The organism is Nannocystis exedens (genome assembly GCF_002343915.1).
GTDB lineage: Bacteria > Myxococcota_A > Polyangia > Nannocystales > Nannocystaceae > Nannocystis > Nannocystis exedens.
Window position 1 is genome coordinate 7,587,819 of record NZ_NETK01000001.1, and the last position, 19,273, is coordinate 7,607,091.

Here is a 19,273-nt window from a genome sequence, read left to right on the forward strand (position 1 = left end):
GACGAGACATGCCGCCGGTGTCGCAGCGGCTCGGCGGCTCCTGCCTGATGTGTAAGCCAGCCCACCATCGGGCCGAGGGTGAACCAGGCCAGCTGGTCCTTGGGTTGAATTCGCGGACGGGAACGGCGCTGCGGGTAGAGAGGTGCTGCCGTCAAGAAAAGGGTGAGCGCTGCGGTGTGTGGCAGCCCGCAGCGCTCGGTGTCGAAGATGACCCTAAGGTCAGGCGATGATCGACGGGTGAAGGTACCGCGGCGATCTCAGGAAGGCAAGTGGATGTCGACGGCGGAGTGGCGACGCCATCGACGACGAGCGGGGATTCCGAGCATTTCTGTGCGGGCGGTGCCGACAGCTCGTCGTGCTGTGCCGCCGGTGTGATCGAGGTGACCTGTACTGTGGGCCAGTTTGTGCCGGGGCGAAGCGGCGGGAATCACTGCGCCTGGCCGGTCGTCGATACCAACAAACTCCCGCTGGAGCCCATCGGCACGCGGCGCGCCAGCGACGATACCGCGAAGCGGCGACGGAGCGCCGAAGGGTGGTGCCGGCGTCGCTCGCCGCGCCCTCGCTGCCGTAGGCCCTTTTCGAGCGTGTCGATCCTCAGCGCGACCGTGGCGGTGCGCTCGGTGGCGGTGACGTGGCGCCGGTTGGCCTCGCTCTCGCCAAGGAAGATGCCACTGAACAGGCGCCCTCGCTCGAGGCGCAGCAAATCGAAACCGAGCGCGTGGGCGCAGACGCGGCGAGGAGGCGAGCGCGGGTAAGAAAATCGAACGTCGTCGACCCCGAGCATCACCAGCCGCGTGTCCTTGTCCTCCGCCCGAGTGTTGAAGAGCGCGAGGCTATGCAGCGGTGAGAGCTGACGAGACGAACCCCGCGGTGTGCGCCCTGTCGTTCGCGGCGTTCACCGGCGCCTTCGCCTGCCGACGATCGGGGTGGGAGTTGGGCGCTGGCACCACCGCACGCGTTGCGGCGCTACGAGCTGGAGCTCCGGGGGACTGGCCTGCAAGTACGTTTCTGACGCGCACGGTTCACTGCCGCCGAGTCCGCGAGCGCGGCGAGGCGCTCCTCGGCGCAGTCCTGGACCGAAACCGTCCAGAGATCGGCGCCGCGGCGGTCGAGGCGGCGCCCCGGCCTCGGAAGCACTCCGAGATACACAGCACCTCGCCGCCAATGTCTTTCCGCGCCGTCACGCTCGCCGACCATGCCCCGCCGGTGTAGTCCGGCCGTGGCCACCGCGTCACGATGCGGTTCGTCGCACACTTACGACGAGAGGCAGGCTCGAGCGCTCGTGCTCCGCCCACGCCCTCCGCGAGCGTCTTGCAGTCCGGTGGCCTCCGCCGCGCCGAGCCGCGAGTGACCGGGGGCGACGACGTCCGCAGGGGGTCGAGCCGCCCGGCGGCCCGCCCGGCACCGCTTCTCAACGCACCGTGACGAGGCGTCCCGCCATGTCGAGGAGGAACACCGCGCCATCCGAGCGGCGGAAGGCACCGTAGTTGCGTTGTCCGTCCGGCAACACGAGATCGATCGGTTCGTTCGGGCGATCGAGGCGCCATGCACGCGCACGGAATGGGTCGCGTGCGATGACCTCGTCGTCCGAGACGGCGATCACCTCATTGTTGTTCGGCTCGAGGCCGTGTCCGTCGGGCCCGCCCCGCAGCTCGATCCACTCATCGGTGTCCGCGTCGTGGACACACAGGTAATCGCGCGACGAGAGCGTGGTCAGCCGACCATCATCCGAGAGCGAGACCCTTCCAACCCGGCGTGGTGCCTCCGTGAGACGAACGGCGCCGCTCGTCGTCTCGAGGCGCGCGACTCTTCCGTACACGTCCGCAGCGACGGCCCAGCGCCCCTCCGCGGACAGCGCCGACGACGCGATCGACGAGAGAGCGACGGCCGCTCCGCCCACGCGTTCGAGCGTCGCCACCTCGTACACACCGAGCTCGGAGTCGGTGTCCGCGAGCACCATCCGACCGTCGCGAACGGCGTCGGGCGCTCGACAGCCCAGCGAGCGCTCGTGGATCGGCCTCCCCGTTCGGCTGTCGAGGAGCAGCACGACGTCGTCGGAGGCGGACACGACGACGCCGTGAGCCGAGAGGAACGCGCGCCTGGGGTGGTGGTCGAGAATCCACCGCCAGCGATCCTCGTCGCGCGAGACGTCGAAGAAGCCGACGGCCATGTTGGCCCGCCAGCACACGAACGACCCCGCGACATCGAGGCCGTCGACCATCGTGTCGGCGATACAACATCGTACCGGCCGATCGGGCTGGGCGAGATGGGTCCATTGCAGGGTATCGTTCCCGAGCCACACCGCGACGACGTCGCCCGCGGATGCGACCCAGTGCACACGGTCCTCGTCGACGCGACGCTTCTCATCTGCCAGGACCCCGGCGACGACCGGAGCCGCTCGCCCCGTTTCGAACCAGGGGTGCGGCTGCGGAGGGCCGACCCGGATGATCTCGTCGCCGCACACGCACGTGACCATCCCGGCGACCGCACGATCGGCCGTGTCGAAGAGGGCGCTGACCGCCGCCTCGAAGAGACGCGCCGGCGCGACGATGTCGACTGCGAACGTGAGCGACGCCGCGCCCTCCTGCGCCATGCCACTCGACAGCACCGCTGCGGGTTCGAGGACGCGACGGGCATCGTCGCGTGTCGACCCATCCGTGAAGGTCAGCGTTCCCCGGATCGAGAATGGCAGTGACATGCCGCGGAGTCTCGCACGTCGCCACGGGGCGGCGCAGCCTCGACGCATGTGACGACGCGCGTTTTCGCACGCATTTCACATCCTGCTCGGGGCCGACGGGAGTCTGGTGGGGATCCTCGACTGGACCTCTCCTCGTGGTGTGACCGCAGAGGGCGAGGCGAGCCGTGACCGACGCCTGCACGAGCCTTCGAGGTCACCTCCCGAGAACGACGAGCATCTCCGCGCCGATCCGATTTAGGCCCAAGTCACGGTCAGCATGTAAAGTCCTGCTGCTGCGGGGCGTTCATGGCGCCATGATCGAAAGACCCATGCACCGGAAGGGGACCGCGGCAGGTATCCTGATGCTCTGCGCCCTGGCGTGCGGCGGCGCCGGGCCGGTCCAGGAGGGCGGCCCGGCTCCCGGTCCCGCCACGAGCGAGGTCACGATGGCAGCTCCTGCGCCCGGTCATTATCGCCTGGCCGGTGACGAGATCATTTTCTCCGACGAGGCCACCGACGAGGACATGGCGGTCCTCGACGCCCACCCGCACCTCAAACGCATCGCGTTCTCTCGCGGGCCCAACGCCCGTCCTCCCATCCGCATCACCCAAAGAGGCCTCGCCCACCTCGCGTCCGTCAAACACCTCGAGCGGCTGCATCTCGCCGACGTCCCGGTCCCCGACGACGCGCTCGCGCCCGTCGCAGGCCTCGCGGATCTCCGCGAGCTCTGGCTCGACTTCAACCCGCACCTGACCGACCGCGTGCTCGCGTATGTCGCTCCGCTCGAGGGGCTCCGCGTCCTCCGCTTCCACATGGCGGGCATCACCGACGCCGGGCTCCTCCTGATCGCGCGCCTCACCAGGCTCGAAGACCTCCAGCTCGGCCACGCCCGCGTCACCGACGCCGGCCTCGCCACGATCGCCCGCTTCACCGAGCTGCGCACGCTCGATCTTCAGTACACCGGCGTCACCGATCGCGGCATGCTCCACCTCGAGGCCCTGACGAAGCTCCGGTGGCTCTGCGTCAACGGCACCGCCGTCTCCGGGGCGGCGCTCGCCTCGATCGAGGGTCTCACGGATCTCGAATGGCTCTTCGCCGCGCGTACGAACGTCGACGACGCGTCCCTCGCCCGGCTCAAAGATCTGTCACGCCTTCATGACCTCGATCTCTCCCAGACCCGGGTGACCGACGCCGGGCTCACGCACCTCACCCGGCTCAAGAGCCTCGAGCGGCTCCGGCTCGACGACTGCGCGATCACGGATCGTGGGCTCCAAATCCTCGCCGGCCTCCGGTCGCTCAAAGCGCTTTCTCTCCGGGGCACGGCCGTCTCGCGGGGCGCAGTCGATGCGGTCCGAGCGGGGAGGCCGGACCTCTCGATCGAGGGCTGATCGCCCAGGGCGCCCGGAGCTCGAGGTCGAGCTGTTCGTGGCTGTCCTCGGGGCCAGCAACTACACCGACGCGGAGGCGACGCGGGAGCAGCGGCTCGCCGACCGGCTCGGCCATCGCTCTATTCACGGGGACCGAAATCTCTGTCGCCTGCGCTCACAGCACGTTCATGCGACTTGAGGCGTGCTGACGCCGCAGTGCTTGAACCATCCGGCTGCATCGGCTGGGGTGACGAGATCCGCGACGGCGGAAATCGCGGCCTTGAGGAGCGGGACGGTTCGGGCACCGAGGCCGCGGAGCGCGGCCTTGATCTTCGACCAGGCGAGCTCGATGGGATTGACTGTGAGGTCGGGCGAGTACGGCGGCTGGTAGACGACCGTCGCGCCGCGCCTCGACACGCTCGCGGACGCCTGTCGCATGATGGGCTCCGAGGTTGTCCATCACCACGACATCGCCCGGGCGCAACTTCGGTGCCAGATGTTTGTCGATGAACTCGAGGAAGACCTTGGCGGTCGTACCGCCCTCGACGGTCATCATCGCCTCGATGCCGTCGATCGACAGCGCGCCGAGCATCGCGCCCTCTGCCAGGGGTCGGGCGCGAGGGGACGTGGGGCGGTGTCGATGACTGGCTCATCAGCCAGCCGTCGCGGAGTCTGAGGATATTCCGAGGGGCCGTTGCGGCCCGGGGTGTGGGCCGGCGCCTGCACCAAGCGCAGTTGGTCCTTGAGCGACTACACCGGCCCAGCGAACCCGCCGGCGCGCGCTCGGCCCGCGGGGTCCGCTCGCGCGAGGTGGCGACGCCCACCACGCGGGTCATCACGGCTGACTTGCCGAGGGTCCGTCGTGGGGGCCGGGATTGCGACGTCACCAGGCGGGCCGAGTCGCGGACAAGGGTCGGAGCCGTGCGAGTTGATCCGCACGAGACCACGTCGACGCGGTACAAGAGCGCCATGCCTCAGCTCATCCTCGAAGACCTTAATCTTGCAGCCGCCGAGCGGCGTCTCTGCGTCGCGGCCCTCGAGCAGGGCGGCAATATCGTGAGTGCTGCGCAGCTCCTCGGAATCACGCGGCACGCGATGAAGCGCCGGATCGTCAAGCTCCGCATCGTGTGGCCGCGGCCAGCTCCTCAGATCTCCGCCGCCTCACCGTCGATCTGGCCCAGCGCGTAGCCAGCGCCGACTACACCGGCCACCTCGATTGCGGGTGGCGAAATGATGTCACCCTCCGGTAGGCGCCCGCAGCGCGGTAGGCCATCGCGGGCGGAACGCTGTACAGTCGTGGCCGTGACGACAGTCGAACGAATCCGACGCCAGTTCCAGGACGCACTCGGGGAGCTCGAGATGCGCCCGCTCCTCGAGCGGTTGGAGCAGGACCTCTCCTCCCTCTCGCTGAAGGAGCTCGGCGAGCTCCTCAAGAGCCCGGCGGCTCGTCCCTGGGCGAACCTCCCCGCCTCGGTGCTTCTGGACCAGCTCTCGAAGAAGCGGGCGAGTACGCCACGTTCGACGAGGTAGTTCTTCTGCTTTCGTCCTCGATGCGAGGGACGACCTGCGTCAGCGAACTGCGAGTGGTGGTCGCAGGTGCGAGGCGCTTCGCTCACGGGCAGGGGGCGGCGGCCGACACTTGTGAGCGATTCTGCGCTGTGCGAGAATGAGCACGAGGTTTGGTGCGCCGCACCCGACCTCGTTGCTCCCCCATGAGCCGCCGCTCACGAAGACTGACCCTGACGCCGGCGAGCAGCGCTGGGCTGCTAGCTTCGGACGACGCGGCTCTGCCGGCGCTGGTGCCGCTCGACCGAGTGTCGGGGCGGCCGCAGCGGTGGTCGCCGGTGCCGGCTCCATACTTCAGGGGCGAGAGAGGGCTGCGCACACGATGCGCGGCAGCGACCGACATCGGCCGGCAGCGGGTCCAAAACGAGGACGCGCTGGCGATCGACCCGAAGCTCGGGCTGTTCGTCGTGTGTGACGGCGTCGGCGGGCGGGTGTCGGGGGAGGTCGCGTCGGCGTTGGCGGCCTCGACGATCCGGGAGTGGGTCCAGCGCGAGGCGACGAGGTTGGCCGCGGTCGCCCGCTCGCCGGGTGACGCGGAGGCGGTCGCCAGCGTGGGCGTGCTGATGCACGACGCGATTCAGGGGGCGTCGCGGGCGATCCGGGGCCTGGCGCGGTCCGAGCCGCAGCACGAAGGAATGTGCACAACGGCGACCGTGTTGCTGATCGTCAATGACTTCGCGGTCGTGGGGCAGGTGGGCGACTCGCGGGCGTATCTCGGCCGTGGCGTGGGCGTCTACCAATTGACCGAGGACCACACGCTGCACAATCTGCAGATCCCGCAGGGTCTGCTCACGCCAGACTCGGCGCGCGGGTGCAAGAGCCCGATCACTCGCGCGCTCGGGCGCGAGGACGCGGCGGAGGCCGATATCGGGGCGCTGCCGCTGATGGCCGGCGATCGGCTGCTCCTTTGCTCGGACGGGTTGCACGAGTACCTCGCGGACGATGAGTTGCGTGAACTGCTCCGACTCGACATCCGCGACGCGGCGCCGGCCGCGATTCAGCATGCGAACGCCCGCGGCGGGAGGGACAACATCACGGCGCTGTTCGGACGTACTCGATGGAGTTCTCTTGCTGTCGATCGGGGTGTCCGCGATGGGCGTCGCGGCGAGAGCGTCGCAGGACTGGCCGGCGGCGCTGCGCGCGGGCGTACGGCGGATCCAGCAGGTCGGCGGCGCCGAGGCAGGCGATCGCACGATGCTCGACGCGCTGCTCGCGGCGCTCGCGGCGCTCGCGGCCGACGAGGGGCTCGCAGCGGCCGCCGCAGCAGCGCAGCGCGGCGCAGAGGCGACGCGGACGATGACGCGGACGCACGCCGGTCGCGCGAGCTACGTGCCCGAGAGCGCGTTGCGCGGTGTCCCCGCTCCGGGGGCCGTCGCGGTCGCGGCGATCTTCGGCGCGCTCGCGGCGGCGTCGCCCGCGTGACCCGGCCTGTGGGTCACTTCGGCCGCACCACCCGCATCGCCCGGCCTCGACACCCGCCGCTGCCACGTCCAGACGAGCGCCGGCTCGACCGGCGGACGTGGATCGCCGCTGACGACTTCACGATCGCCGATGTCCTGCTAGCGACCCTTCCCACTGTTCCGCGAGCTCGACGTGACCGGCGTCGTCGTGCGCGCCTGTTCGGTAAAGCTGCTCCGATCGGTGAGCGTCGGGTGGAGCACGAACTGGGACTTGCGCGAGGACGGCATCCATAATAGCGCTACATTCCGAGGCCCCTGGGGCGCCCCTGGGGCGGCCCTGCGGCCATGCGCCGTCACATCGCCGCCGGCTCGCGGAACTCCATGACAAATTCGAGGCACGTCGGTTGCTGATCCTCGCACACCATGAACCATGGCTCTGTCCGTCCTCGTTGGTCTCGCCGTCTCTCGCTGCTCGTCGCGACCGTCATCGCGCACCTGTCCTCGCCGGCCCATGCGATGAAAAGCACGGAGGCCGAAGCGGCGGCCTGCGATTATGCACAGACCGTCTTCATCCTCAACGACCACGACCAGGCCGCGGAGGACTACTTCGGCTACGCCCGCGGGCGCTGCACCGGCGCATACGTCGGCAACGGCGTCGTCGTCACCGCGGGGCACTGCATCAACGGCGGCGATTACACCGTCTCCTTCGGGGAGGACGGCAACCAGCCGGTGTGGAGCGGGCTCGCGGACTGTGTGCGGCACCCCAGCGGGGAGTGGCTCAACACCACCACGTTCTCGGGCGCCGACATCGGCTTCTGCATCGTCGACGTCGACGCGATGAGCGTGGCGCACCCGGTGCCGCCGAAGATCCCGGTCATGGTGCCGAACGGCTGCGAGGCCGATTACCTGCGCGACCTGCTGTTCGGCACCGGCCCGGGACTCGCGTGGGCGACGTACGTGGGCATGGGCTTCGATAGCGTCGACTGCGCCGATTCGACCGAATGTCCGGCGCGGATCAAGCGCTACGCCGACGGTGAGATCGTCAAGCAGGTCTTCGACAAGGACTACATGGCGCCCCGTATCGTCGCGCTCCAGCCGTATCGGCAGCTCCCGATCGTCGTCAAGGGCGACTCCGGCGGTCCCCTGAACTTTCCCATGCTCAACAACAGCCGCCGCATCGTCGGTACGATCTCGTCGCGTACGCCCATGAATCTCACCTTGCCCGGAGAGACGCAGGAGCAGAATTACAGCGTCGTCATGCTGACGCCGACGCCTCTCTACCTGCGGTGGATCGAAGTGATGAGCGGCCTCGACATCTCGCCGTGCCACTCGTGGAGCACCACGTACCACAAGTGGGTATTCGACGGCGGCGCCGGCTGCGGCGCCGGTTACGAGGCTTCGCCGATCGGCGGTCCGCAGCCGGCGTGGTCGAGCCAGAGCGGCGCGATCACGGCCTGCGCCGCCACGGACATGTTGACGAGCTCGACCGCGTGCGCGGGCTGGACCGGCGGGTGGAGCACCCCGCCGCCGTGGGTGGCGGCCCACCTCGGGCGCTCGGCCGGCGACGGCATCCTCGATCTCGCGCTCGCCGGCACGAGCACGGCCGAGGGCATGCTCGAGCTGCCCGGCCTCAACGAGGTCTACGGCAGCGAGTTCGCCGACAGTCTCGCCGGCACGGCCGACGACGACGAGATCTTCATGGGCGCCGGCGACGACAACCTCGGTGACGCCGGCGCGGGCGACGACGAGGTCCATGGCGGCAGCGGCGACGACCGGATCCGCGGCGGCGACGACGACGACGTGCTGTACGCGGGCCGCGGCACGGACGCCGTCTACGGCGACGGCGGCGACGACGTCGTCGTCATCCTCGGCCGGTGCGAGCTCGAGCTCGGTGAGGTCTACGACGGCGGCGCCGGCTCCGACACGCTGATCACGCCGTTTACGCCCGCGCAGCTGGCCACGCTGGGCGTGACCGTCAGCAACTTCGAAACCATCCTCACCACGCACCCGGACGCCGAGACCCCCGTCTGCTCCCCGTCCGCCAACACCTTCCTCGCGAGCGCCGATTGATTTCGACGCGGAGGGCAGAGCGAATGTCCGGTGCGTCCGGTGCGTCCTCGCTCATCGAGGGTCTCCGACGGTTGACGGTCAGCCGGTAAGGATGAGGACCAGGCGCGGTAGCACGGGGTCGTGCGGGGCGACCTCGCGGAGCGACGACAGCGCGGACGGGCGCGCGGCGAGGCGCGTGCCGCCGCGTCGCCGACGGTGCGGCTACCCGCTCGCCCGCAGGTTCCCGACCGCGTAGGCGATCCCGCTCTGCAGCGTCCCCCGCGTGACGAGCGCCCCGAGGTCGACGTCGAGAAGCGCGAGCGTCCGCGCGACCTGAGCGCCGATGCCGGTCAGCACCATGCGCGTACCGAGCAGGCGCAGCGCGGTGGCTGTCTCGAGCAGCGAGGTCGCGACCTCGGCGTCGACCAGCGAGACGCCGGTGATGTCGACGATCACGACCTCGGCGCGGTTGACCTGCGCACCGTGCATCGCGGCCTCTCGCGCCTGCTGCACGCGCGGCGTGTCGAGCGTGCCGACGAGCGGCATCACCATCACCCGGTCGGTGATCGGGATCAGCGGCGTCGACATCTCCTCGATCCGGGCCCGCTGGGCGCGGATCACCTCCTCCTGCAGGGCGGCCCGCGCCGCGTCGCTGCGAGCGCGTTCGGCGAATTCCTGTTCGAGCCGCTCGCCGGCGCGGCGCAGCTCCGCCGTGCGCGCCTTGACCTCCTCCTCGAGCTGCTCGTTGGTGCGCCGGAGCTCGTCGCTCACCCGCTGCACGCGTTCGTGGAGCAGCGCGTTCTCGACGGCGATCGCCGCCTGCGCGGAGATCAGGCCGCAGAGCTTCAGCCGGGCCGGGGTGAACGCCCGCCGGGCCGCGTTGTTCTCGAGGTAGAGGATCCCGGTCAGGCGGCCCTGGTGCATCAGCGCCTGGCAGAGGATGGACCGCGGGGCGCGGGCGAGCACGTGCGGATCGCCGGCGAAGCGGCTCTCGCCCGCGTCGTCGAGCACCACGGCCTCGCGCGTCCGCGCGACGTACTGCACGACCGTGGCGGCGAGCTCGGCCCCGGCGTCGAGCGGGCGCGCGAGGCCGACGCGGACTTCGTACGGCTCGACCGCGACGGTCGCCTCGATCGTCAGCTCGCCGTCGCGGTTCAGCAGCAGCGCGCCCCGCTGCGCGCCGGCGTTCTCGGTGACGAGCCGCATCAGCCGCTCGAGGACCCGATCGAGGACGAGCTCCGCCGACAGCGTCTGGGCCGCCTCGACCGCCGCCGCCGCGTCGAAGAGCTGCGGACTCATCGCCCGCGTCGTCGTCGACGGCGACGCATCCTCGCCGGTCGGGCGCGCCGACAGGGCGGTGACCAGCAAATCGGCGTGCTCGGCCCGCACCTGGTCCGCCTTGGCCGTCGCGCCCCAGCGGACGTAGCCGTGCATGGCGTCGCCGAGATACGCGCGCGCCACCTTGGGCCGCCCGCATGCGCGGTGGAACCGCGCGCACAGCTCGGCGGCGAGCGCCTCGGAGCGTACGAACCCGCTGGCCTCCGCCGCCGCGATCGCCTGGTCGTACAGCCGGAGCGCGGCCAGCTCGTCGCCGGCGACCCGCGCCCGCTCGGCTTGTACGAGCATGTGCTTGTGCTCGTAGTTGTCCGGGCAGTGCGCGGCCCAGTTCGCCAGCTTGTCGGCGTGGTCCGCGAGCGCGGCCGTCAGCCGCTCCTTCTCGGCGCCGCTCGCTCCCGGGAGCAGCGCCGCGGCGGTCAAGCAGGCGTAGAACGACAGCTCGGTCGTGAAGTACGCCCCGCCGGCGATCGTGACCCGCTGCGCGGCGAGCTCCGTCATCGTCCACGCGCGCGCGTACTCGCCGGCGAGGTAGCAGAGCTGCAGCTTGACGACGTAGAAGAAGCAGGCGACGTACGTCAGCCCGGCCCGCTCCATCGCCGCGGGGAACGCGTCCTCGTCGAACCCGTCGCCGCCGAGCGTCGAGAGGCCCGCGGCGCGGCCGGTCAAGGCGTCGATCGTCCGTCGAATGATCGTCAGCACCCCGGTGGTCAGCGCGTCCTGCGTCCGCCGCATCAGCGCGAGGCCGTCCTCGACATCCTCTTTGACCGCCGCGAGCTCGTCGCCGAGGCTGAGCCGGATCGTCGCCGGGTGCAGACACGAATACGACAGGAACACGAAGTGGCCGACCGCGAGGCCGGCCTCGCGGGCGCGCGCGAAATACTCGAGCGCGCGTCGGACGTGCTCGCTGTAATGCAGGCCGAGCGCGAACACGAAGTACACCTCGACCGCCAGCTCGGCGTTGCCGTCGCGCTCCAACAGCCGGATGCCGAGCTTGCCGAACGCGTGAGCCTCGGCGAACTTGGCGAAGGTGATGGCGAGCACGAACCCGTACTCGACGAAGGCGACCGCGGACCAGTCGGACTGGCCGTGCTGCAGGGCGATGTTGACCTGCTTCACGATCGCCAGCGCGAAGATCGTCTGGTTGGCGTGGTACGCGCTGGCGCAGATGCCGGCGAGGAACTTCGAGAGGGCGCGCTGCCGCGGGTCGACCAGCGCCGGGGCGTCGAACAGCGCCTCGATCTTGCGCTCGGCGAGGTTGCTGTCGACGGCCGCGAACTCCGCGGCGAGCAGCGCCGCCTGCTCCGCCGGCGTCCCGCGCAGATCGACGCCGAGCAGCGCCAGACCCTCGAGCCCGGCCTCGACGGCGTCGGCGAACCGACCCTGTGAGGTGTACAGCGTCATGCGCAGGCCGTGGACCTCGGCGCGACGCGAGCTGGCGCCGCCGCGCTGCAAGATCGCCGCGAACAGCGCCTCGGCCCGGTCGAACGCCCCGGCCAGGTACTCGCACTCGGCCTGCGCCACGCCCAGCTCGAACTCGAGCTCGCGCTCGAGCTCGGCGCCCGCGCCGAGGATCGCCGCGCCGGCCGCGAAGTAAGCCGCGGCCGCCTCGTACGCCGTCGCCGTCTTGGCGCGCCGTCCGGCGGCGAGGTTGAGCCGCGCGACCTCGACCTGCTCGCCGGGGTCGGTGATCAGCGCGGCGCCGAGGTCGAGATGATGGACGACGTCGAACAGCGCCTCGCCGAGCTCTCCGCCCCTGCGCTGGGCGAGCAAGAGCCGCCCGATCCGCAGGTGCAGCGCCTGCTTGCGGTCGGCGTCGATCAGCGAGTAAGCCGCCTGCTGTACGCGGTCGTGCAGGAAGCGGTACGCGACGTTGAAGCCCGGGCCGTCCGGCGCGTCCGCGCTGTCGTCCATGGCGGTGTGGACGAACCGGTATTCGCTGTCGACCGGCAGGACGATCGCCTCGCGCAGCGCCTCCCACAGGTCACCCGCGGCCTCGGACGGCGAGCGCTCGCTGATCGTCGCCAGTGTCCGCAGGTCGAACTGGTGACCGATGCACGCGGCGAGCACGACGGCGCGCAGGGTCGCCGGCGCGAGGCGCTGGATCTTGCTCGCCATCAGGTCGACGACGTTGTCGGTGCATGGCATCTCGGCGACGCGCTCGAGCTCCCACGTCCACCGGCCGGCGCGGGCGTCGAACACGAGCCGCCCGTCGTCGTGCAGCGCTCGCAGGAACTGCGCGACGAAGAACGCGTTGCCGTGCGTCTTCTCGAACACCAGCGCGGCGAGCGAGGCGGCCCGCGAGGGCTCGCACGCGAGGGTGTCGGCGACGAACCGGGTGACGGTCGGCGGATCGAGCAGCCCGAGCTGGATCTCGTCGACGTTCGCCCCCGCGGCCCGCAGCTCGCCGACCGCGAGCGCGAGCGGGTGGCTCGCGTCGACCTCGTTGTCCCGGTACGCGCCGATCACCAGCATCGACGCGCCCGCGCCGTCGCCGAGCAGGTGGCGCAGCAGCTTGAGCGAGGCCGGGTCGGCCCACTGGAGGTCGTCGAGGAAGACCGCGAGCGGACGCTCGGCCGCGCTGACGGCCCGCAGGAAGCCCTGGAACACCAGGTTCATGCGGTACTGGGACGCCGCGTAGCCGAGCGCGGGGACCGGCAGCTGCGGGCCGATGACGAGCTCGAGCTCCGGGATCCGGTCGACGAGCACCTGGCCGTTGCCGGCGAGCGCCTCGTTCAACCGCACCCTCCAGCGCGCGAGCTCGTGCGCGGGCTCGGTCAGCATCTGGCGGACGAGCTCGCGCAGCGCCTCCGCCACGCACGCGTACGGCACCGAGCGGTTGAGCTGATCGAACTTGCCGGCGACGAAGTAGCCGCGCCGGCGCGCGATGGCCTTGTGGATCTCGTGGACGAGCGCCGACTTGCCGACGCCCGCCGAACCGGACACCAGCACGAGCGAGGCGGCGCCGCGGCTCGCCCGCTCCCACGCGTCCTGCAGCGCGCGCAGCTCGGCATCGCGGCCGTACAGCGTCTGCGGCAGCCGCAGCTCCGACGCCGCGTCGCGCCGGCCGAGCGGAAACGGCGCGACCCGCCCGGTCGCCTGCAGCGCCGCCAGGCACGCGTCGAGGTCGGCCTTGAGCCCGGCCGCGCTCTGGTAGCGGTCCTCCGCGGCCTTCGCCAACAGCTTCATCACGATCGCCGACACGACCTCGGGGACGTCCGGCGCGAGCCTGTGCGGCGGCACCGGCGAGCGCGCGATATGGCTGTGGACCAGCTCCATCGGGTCCGCCGAGCGGAACGGCACCGCGCCCGTCAGCATCTCGTACAGGGTGACGCCCAGCGAATAGAGGTCGGTGCGGTGATCGACGACGCGGTTCATCCGCCCGGTCTGCTCGGGCGAGACGTACGCGAGGGTCCCCTCGAGCGAGTCGGGGCTCTGGACCCGCTGCGGCTCCTGCGACAGCCGCGTCGAGATCCCGAAGTCGATCAGCTTGACCCGGCGAGTCGCCGGATCGATGTACACATTGGCGGGTTTGACGTCCTTGTGGATGATCTGCCGCTGGTGCACCGCCGCCAGCGTGTCCGCCAGCGACGCGCCGACTTCGAGCGCGGTCTTCGGCTCGAGCCGTCCGCCGCGCAGGACGTCTGCGAGCGACCGCCCCTGCAGCCGCTCGAGCACGAGCGCGAGGCCGCCCGGGTCGCGACGCACGAGCGCGTGGACCTTGACCACCCCCGGCAGGTCGAGGTCCTTGAGGAGCGCGTACTCGTGCTTGAGCTTGGCGATCTCGCGGGGCCCGGGCAGCTGGTTGCGCAGGACCTTCACCGCGACCGGCGCGCCGTCCGAGCCACGGCGACCCTCGTAGATGATCGCGTCGAGCCCGCCGTGGAGCTCTGCCGTCAGAATGTAGTCCTGAGACTCAGTCATCGCCCAGCTCCTGGACAGCGCCGGGATCTCGCCGCGAAATCATCACATGCGGGCTTCCGCGCGTCGCTCCCGCGCCAGCCCGGCCATCGACCAAGATGCAAGGTGCCGATGATCACGGACGATCTTCGAATCATGCGCTGCTGTCAACAGCCGGCGAAATGCGAGCACCTTCCTCGCATGCGGGTCACGCGTGCCGCTCGTGTGCCCATGCGGGCCGCTGCGACGACCTTCTGCGTTCGCGCCGGCGGGCCCGCCGCCTGTCCGGCGAACACAGCTGGTCCGGCGCGCCGCCGCGACGGTGATCCATGTACAGACAATCGGCGCGGCGACCGGACCCGTTCCGCGAACAGCACGTCGCAGACCGGCGCCCGCTCCGCCACCCGCGGCGACTCGCTCCACCGCGCGAGAGCACCGCGACGTGCGAACGCGACGAGGACGCCGCGCTCGCCGTCGCTTCAGGATTCGCCGGGATGAAGTGCGATGAAGCTCGCGGTGGGGCGCCCTCGATCGGGCATCCAGAGGAAAGAGGAGTCCGCTTCGCTCGGCCACTGCAGATAATGACGGTTTCCGTAGGTGGAGAAGGCGCCCTTCCGGCGCGCGATGATCTTGCTCGTGTGGCCGGAATCCAGGAAGCAACCCGCAGTGAGTTGGCCGCGCGAGTTGACGAGCGCGATCGTCTCGGCGAGCGTCGCCCCCGGGAACGTGTCGCTCCCGGGCCGGCCGTCGAGCAGGCACAGGTGCCGGGCCCCGTCGACTGTCTGGTAGAACACGAGACGCGTCGCAGGGCGCTCCGCCAGCAATGGGAAGCTCCCGAGCGAGCGATCGTGGTTGAGCGGGTGCCGCGAGAGGTCGGGGTACGACAAGGACGGGCCCACCGAGATGGCCGCCTGGATCGAGCGGGAAAGCGACAGCGGGCCGATCGTATGCACCTCGAGGTGCGCCCCTTCCATTGCGAGGGTCCGCGGGCAACGCAGCACGAGATCGTGGCGAAAGATGTCGAGCTGTCCTCGATCCTGACGGGAGACGGCCGCGAAATGACCGTCAGGGCGTGACATGAAGCCGATGTCGCTCCAGCGCGAGCAGGTGATCTCCGGCGTGAAGCGCGAGCTCTCCTGAAAGATCCGCGCCTTCCCTGTCCGAGCATCGGGCTGATGCAGGATGATGCTGTTGGCGTTGCCGTAGGCGTAGCAATCGGCGTCGTGCTGCGTGCGTGACCCCGCCCAGCGGAAGGGCCGCCGCCCCAGCGTCAAGACCCCATGGGCGGCGACCTCGACGACCGACAGGGCGCCGTCCCGGTTCACCAGGGCGTCCTGATCGGATACCGGGAGGCTCGACACCTGGGAGCGCTGAATTGCGAGGTTCAGGCTCAGGGTCCTGGGGCGGTGCCGGCAGTGATCCGCGAGGAAGAAGAAGCCGCCGGTCGTCGTCACGACGCTCTCGCTCCGGCGGGCGAAGTCCAGCGCGCTGATGGGAGGATCGGAGAAGCAGAGGGCGGCCCGCGCGGGCGGTCTCCACGTGACCGTATACGAGTTGACGAAAGCGCCGCCGGACAGGGGGAGCGCAGCCGTCTGAAGTACGATCCCGGGCGCAATCTCCGTCTCGAACGGCGCGACGGGTCGATCGAGGATCGGCGCGAGGTAGGCGGCGGCCTCCGAGGGCGTCTGGAAGCGGACCATGGCCTAATCCTCGGGGCCGAACACGAACGGGACGACAGCCAGGAGGCGCGCTCGTAGCTCCCTCGCGGAGGGCGTGGCCAGGAGTCGCAGCAATCCTTCAATCCTCGTGCAGGCGAGTCGGCGGGGGCTCACGGTCGAAAGCTCCGGGACGCGCCGTCTCAGCGCTTCGGGAGGGTGCGAGCACATCAGCTCGGAGAGCGGCGCCGACAGCGAAGAGAGCGTGTCCAGCTCGGCCAGCATGCCGAGCTCTTCTGTCCAGTACGTGTCGCCGAGGATCTTCAAGAAGCTCTGGTCGAGCTCGTGCGCATCGTCGCGGCCGGACGCCCTTCGAATCCTCTGATAGCCGAGGAGCAGGTCGGGCGGCACGCGATGTCGAGACGCCTTGGCGAGCGTCCGCACCATACGAAACGCTTGTTGCGCGGGGCAGCGCGCCACCTCCTGCCAGTGAACGATCGTCGGGGCCTTGTCGCGCCAGGCGAGGTAGCCGTGGTGAGGGTCGAGGATCAGCCCCGCGACGTGGAGGCCGCCGGGATCGTCGCGGTACCGGGCGGCCAGGAGGGCGTAATCGGCGAGGCGCCGGTGGTTGTCGAGGCACAGGAACGTCGTGTCGACGTCGAACAGGCCGTTGAGCGCGAGGTCGCCCCGCCGATGCAGGACGCCCAGGCTCAGGATGGGCCGTCCCTTCGCGTAGAGGTGGGCGCCCTCGCCGACGACGTGCTGGTAGCACGCGTCTCCGGGGAGGTCCGGGTTGGCTCGCCGTTTCTCCCGGAGCCGTCCGACCCTGGCGTGGCCTTCCTGCTCGATGTCGAGGCACAGGCTGCGAAGATCGCCGGCACCGCCGCCCCGGACCAGATAAAGATCGATGTCGCGCAAGGCGAGCGGCTCGTCGAAGAGGATGGCATCGAGGATCTCCCGGGCGCTGCTACCGCCGAGATAGGTCTGCGGGTACCCACGACGAACGAATATCTGCTGGATCGGGGCGAGCCAGTCCGAGAGTCGCTCGATCGAGGGGGCGATGGAAAACGCTGGATTCGACATGACGCGTCGTCCTGCTGAATGTCGTGGTTGAGCAGCTCGAAGCAGAATTCGAAAGGTGACGAGGAGGTCGAGGCGGCCGACGGAATTCAAGGACGCGAGGCGCTCGCCGGAGCGTCTGCGGGTGACCCGGCCTCCACGCTCACGATTCGCGGCGCTGGTGCTGCTCGGGCAGGTAGCTGTCGCGGTGGGCCCACACCACGACATTGTCGAGGCTGGCGCCGGGCTCGCGGTGAAGCTCCGCCTCGAAGAACTCGACGACCTCGCGATCCGAGTGACGCAGGCTGAAGTGGATCAGCACGAACGTGTTCTCCGGGTGGGCCGCGATGATCGGCCGCAGTTGCTTCCACACCGTGTGGCCGACGCGGTTCGCGCGCTCCTCCTCGCCGTCGTCGAGGTACGTGCACTCCGTGATGATCACGGGGTAGTCGAACAGCCACGGGTTTCGCTCGAACACGCTGGCGTGGGTGTCGCCCAGGAACGCGAAGAGCGGGCGCAGGTGCTCCTCGGTCACCGCGACCCCCTGCTTGCGGTGCTGCGCGACCAGCCGGCCGAACGCCGCGGCCTCGCCCGCCGCCGCCATCTCGGCCTGCTTGCGCGCGAGCTCGGGCGTGAGCTGGCTCTGGCGCTCGGAGAAGCAGTAGCCGACGCAAGGGACCTTGTGCGCGCACTCGACGACCCGGACCTGATAGGTGCCGCGCTTGCCGAGAGCGATCGTGTCGCCGTCGCCGACCGGGTGCATCCGCAGCTCGCCGGCGAGGGACGGGTCGAACGCGGCGACGTGGTTGAGCTCGCGCCGCGCGCGGACGTAGCGCTCGACGTACGGCGCCGCGGCGCTCGGCACGTAAAGATCGACGCCCGACGGTTTGCCCACCATGAACTCGATGTCGGCGACGTGGTCGTTGTGGGTGTGCGTCAAAAAGATCGTGTCGGGTTGGCGGCCCTCGCAGAGCCCGGCGTCGATGCAACAGCGCAGCTCCGGGATGTGAAAGAACGTCTTGTCGTTGGCGCGCGAGTAGCCCGTGAGCGTGAAGTCGGTCCCCGGGATCTCCCAGGTCTTCCACTGGCGAAACGGGTGGCCTCGATCGAGCAACCGGGGCACCCGCACGCGCCCCTCATGGTGCTGGGTCATGTCGCACCTCCCTCCTCGCGGCGAGTGTTAGCACCGATCCCGGACAGATCCGGTCCAGGGTCCGGCCCGCTCGCAGCATCGCGGTAGCGCGCCGCGATGGCCTCGGCCTTCTGCGCCACCAGCCGGGCCAGGGCCTCGGGCTCGACGACCTCGCAGTCCGGGCCGAGGCTCAGGACCCGCGCAGCGATCGCCTCGGGCGCGCCCGAGCGGAATCGGATCTCGACCCCGTCGTCGAGCTCGCGCAGCTCCTGGGTCGGGTGGTAGAATTGATCGCGCGCCCACGCGGCGGTCGGCTGCTTCACGCGGATGCACACGTCGATCACGGGGTCTCCGCGGCGGCCATCGAAGGTCGTGGCGAGGAACCGATCGAGGTCGAACGCCCGCGCGGCCGGGTCGAACGTGTCGTCTCGCACCCGGAGCGCCTCGATACGATTGACGTGGAACGACAGGAAGTCCCGGCGCTCCAGACAGTAGGCGACGAGGTCGAGGCCGTGCGGGTGGAGGCGGATCAAGAACGGCTCGACGACCCGCTCGCTGTGCGCCCCACGCTCGGCCGTGAAGTAGCGGATCCACACGCGCCGACGTTCGATCGCCGCCTCCAGCAGGCGCTCCTGGAGGTCCGCGCGGATCCGGGGCATGTCGAAGCTGCTCTGGAACACCTCGGGGAGCCGGCGGAGGTCGCGGTCGGTGCGATCGCGCTGCAGCAGCTCGACCTTGGCCAGCGCCGAGGCGACCGCCGCCGCGTACGGAGATCCTTCGAGCGCGGCCAGCACGGTCCGCTTGCTCAAGAGCAGCGCGGCGACCTCCTCGGGCTCGAAGCGGATCCGCGGCGCCGAGCCATGCAGGAGCTGGTAGAAGACATCGATCCCCTCACGCTCCTCGGCGATCGGGAAGAGCGAGAGCGCTTCGATGTCGCGGGTGATCGTCTTGAGCGACACGCCGAGCTGCTCGGCCAGCGCTCGCCGGCTCTTGCGCCCCTCGGACAGCAGGTCGAGGATCGACCACTGGCGAAGGAGTTGCTCTCCGCGTGCCATGGTCCGGGTGCATCATCCTGCTGAGCGGGCCGGGTCAGCACCGAGCATGAGCGCAGAACGAGGGGGCATGGCGGGGGC

12 protein-coding genes and 2 pseudogenes are annotated in these 19,273 nt (G+C 70.2%); 6 read left to right on the plus strand and 8 right to left on the minus strand.

All coding sequences use genetic code 11. The annotated features are described in order from the left end of the window. Positions 1 to 427: 427 nt before the first annotated feature. Both NAEX_RS29900 and NAEX_RS29905 read right to left on the minus strand, forming a co-directional pair. Entirely contained in the window at positions 428 to 787 is a 360-nt protein-coding gene (locus NAEX_RS29900; protein WP_143141104.1) for a P-loop NTPase family protein, read from the minus strand. Between the two features lie 624 nt (positions 788 to 1,411). Further along, positions 1,412 to 2,698 carry a PQQ-binding-like beta-propeller repeat protein gene (locus NAEX_RS29905; protein WP_170136108.1) on the minus strand — a complete coding sequence of 429 codons (1,287 nt, stop codon included), beginning with the start codon at positions 2,696 to 2,698 and terminating at the stop codon, positions 1,412 to 1,414. A 503-nt stretch (positions 2,699 to 3,201) separates the two neighbouring features. Here NAEX_RS29905 and NAEX_RS29910 point away from each other — a divergent pair. Then, positions 3,202 to 4,065, plus strand: coding sequence for a leucine-rich repeat domain-containing protein (locus NAEX_RS29910; RefSeq protein ID WP_170136109.1), 864 nt, complete (start codon positions 3,202 to 3,204; stop codon positions 4,063 to 4,065). A 165-nt stretch (positions 4,066 to 4,230) separates the two neighbouring features. Here the strand turns inward: NAEX_RS29910 and NAEX_RS54680 are convergent. Next, positions 4,231 to 4,636: pseudogene (locus NAEX_RS54680) on the minus strand (transposase). Between the two features lie 377 nt (positions 4,637 to 5,013). On the opposite strand from NAEX_RS54680, the gene NAEX_RS48485 reads away from it, so the two are divergent. The 5 genes and pseudogenes from NAEX_RS48485 (at position 5,014) to NAEX_RS29940 (ending at position 9,080) form a co-directional block, all read left to right on the plus strand. Then, positions 5,014 to 5,232, plus strand: a complete 219-nt coding sequence (locus NAEX_RS48485) for a helix-turn-helix domain-containing protein (protein WP_143141102.1) — start codon at positions 5,014 to 5,016, stop codon at positions 5,230 to 5,232. Positions 5,233 to 5,346: 114 nt separating this feature from the next. Beyond that, positions 5,347 to 5,574 (plus strand): hypothetical protein, encoded by a 228-nt coding sequence (locus NAEX_RS29925; RefSeq protein ID WP_143141101.1) that lies wholly within the window; start codon positions 5,347 to 5,349, stop codon positions 5,572 to 5,574. 182 nt (positions 5,575 to 5,756) lie between these two features. Continuing rightward, positions 5,757 to 6,545: pseudogene (locus tag NAEX_RS54685) on the plus strand (PP2C family protein-serine/threonine phosphatase); the annotation flags it as partial. Positions 6,546 to 6,678: 133 nt separating this feature from the next. Then, on the plus strand, positions 6,679 to 7,032 hold the full coding sequence (locus NAEX_RS50890; RefSeq protein WP_211302499.1) for a DAK2 domain-containing protein: 354 nt from the start codon (positions 6,679 to 6,681) through the stop codon (positions 7,030 to 7,032). Between the two features lie 494 nt (positions 7,033 to 7,526). Beyond that, positions 7,527 to 9,080 carry a trypsin-like serine protease gene (locus NAEX_RS29940; protein WP_096330894.1) on the plus strand — a complete coding sequence of 518 codons (1,554 nt, stop codon included), beginning with the start codon at positions 7,527 to 7,529 and terminating at the stop codon, positions 9,078 to 9,080. Positions 9,081 to 9,281: 201 nt separating this feature from the next. Here NAEX_RS29940 and NAEX_RS29945 read toward each other — a convergent pair whose 3' ends face one another. The 5 genes from NAEX_RS29945 to NAEX_RS29965 form a co-directional block, all read right to left on the minus strand. Then, the gene (locus tag NAEX_RS29945; RefSeq protein ID WP_096330895.1) at positions 9,282 to 14,318 is read right to left on the minus strand and encodes an AAA family ATPase; all 5,037 of its coding nucleotides are present in this window, start codon (positions 14,316 to 14,318) and stop codon (positions 9,282 to 9,284) included. A 455-nt stretch (positions 14,319 to 14,773) separates the two neighbouring features. Then, entirely contained in the window at positions 14,774 to 15,994 is a 1,221-nt protein-coding gene (locus NAEX_RS29950; RefSeq protein WP_096330896.1) for a hypothetical protein, read from the minus strand. 3 nt (positions 15,995 to 15,997) lie between these two features. Further along, on the minus strand, positions 15,998 to 17,032 hold the full coding sequence (locus tag NAEX_RS29955) for a hypothetical protein (RefSeq protein ID WP_096330897.1): 1,035 nt from the start codon (positions 17,030 to 17,032) through the stop codon (positions 15,998 to 16,000). 139 nt (positions 17,033 to 17,171) lie between these two features. Further along, a complete protein-coding gene (locus NAEX_RS29960) occupies positions 17,172 to 18,161 on the minus strand; it encodes an MBL fold metallo-hydrolase (RefSeq protein ID WP_096330898.1) in 990 nt (329 codons plus the stop codon). Beyond that, entirely contained in the window at positions 18,158 to 19,195 is a 1,038-nt protein-coding gene (locus NAEX_RS29965) for a helix-turn-helix transcriptional regulator (protein WP_096330899.1), read from the minus strand. Before NAEX_RS29965 ends, NAEX_RS29960 begins: the two co-directional genes overlap by 4 nt. Positions 19,196 to 19,273: the final 78 nt, after the last annotated feature.

What these genes read in the sequence shown, in the direction of transcription:
- NAEX_RS29905 (WP_170136108.1), bottom strand. Translation starts at nt 2,698, where the DNA reads ATGTCACTGCCATTCTCGATCCGGGGAACGCTGACCTTCACGGATGGG.
- NAEX_RS29910 (WP_170136109.1), top strand. Translation starts at nt 3,202, where the DNA reads ATGGCGGTCCTCGACGCCCACCCGCACCTCAAACGCATCGCGTTCTCT.
- NAEX_RS48485 (WP_143141102.1), top strand. Translation starts at nt 5,014, where the DNA reads ATGCCTCAGCTCATCCTCGAAGACCTTAATCTTGCAGCCGCCGAGCGG.
- NAEX_RS29940 (WP_096330894.1), top strand. Translation starts at nt 7,527, where the DNA reads ATGAAAAGCACGGAGGCCGAAGCGGCGGCCTGCGATTATGCACAGACC.
- NAEX_RS29945 (WP_096330895.1), bottom strand. Translation starts at nt 14,318, where the DNA reads ATGACTGAGTCTCAGGACTACATTCTGACGGCAGAGCTCCACGGCGGG.
- NAEX_RS29950 (WP_096330896.1), bottom strand. Translation starts at nt 15,994, where the DNA reads ATGGTCCGCTTCCAGACGCCCTCGGAGGCCGCCGCCTACCTCGCGCCG.
- NAEX_RS29955 (WP_096330897.1), bottom strand. Translation starts at nt 17,032, where the DNA reads ATGTCGAATCCAGCGTTTTCCATCGCCCCCTCGATCGAGCGACTCTCG.
- NAEX_RS29960 (WP_096330898.1), bottom strand. Translation starts at nt 18,161, where the DNA reads ATGACCCAGCACCATGAGGGGCGCGTGCGGGTGCCCCGGTTGCTCGAT.
- NAEX_RS29965 (WP_096330899.1), bottom strand. Translation starts at nt 19,195, where the DNA reads ATGGCACGCGGAGAGCAACTCCTTCGCCAGTGGTCGATCCTCGACCTG.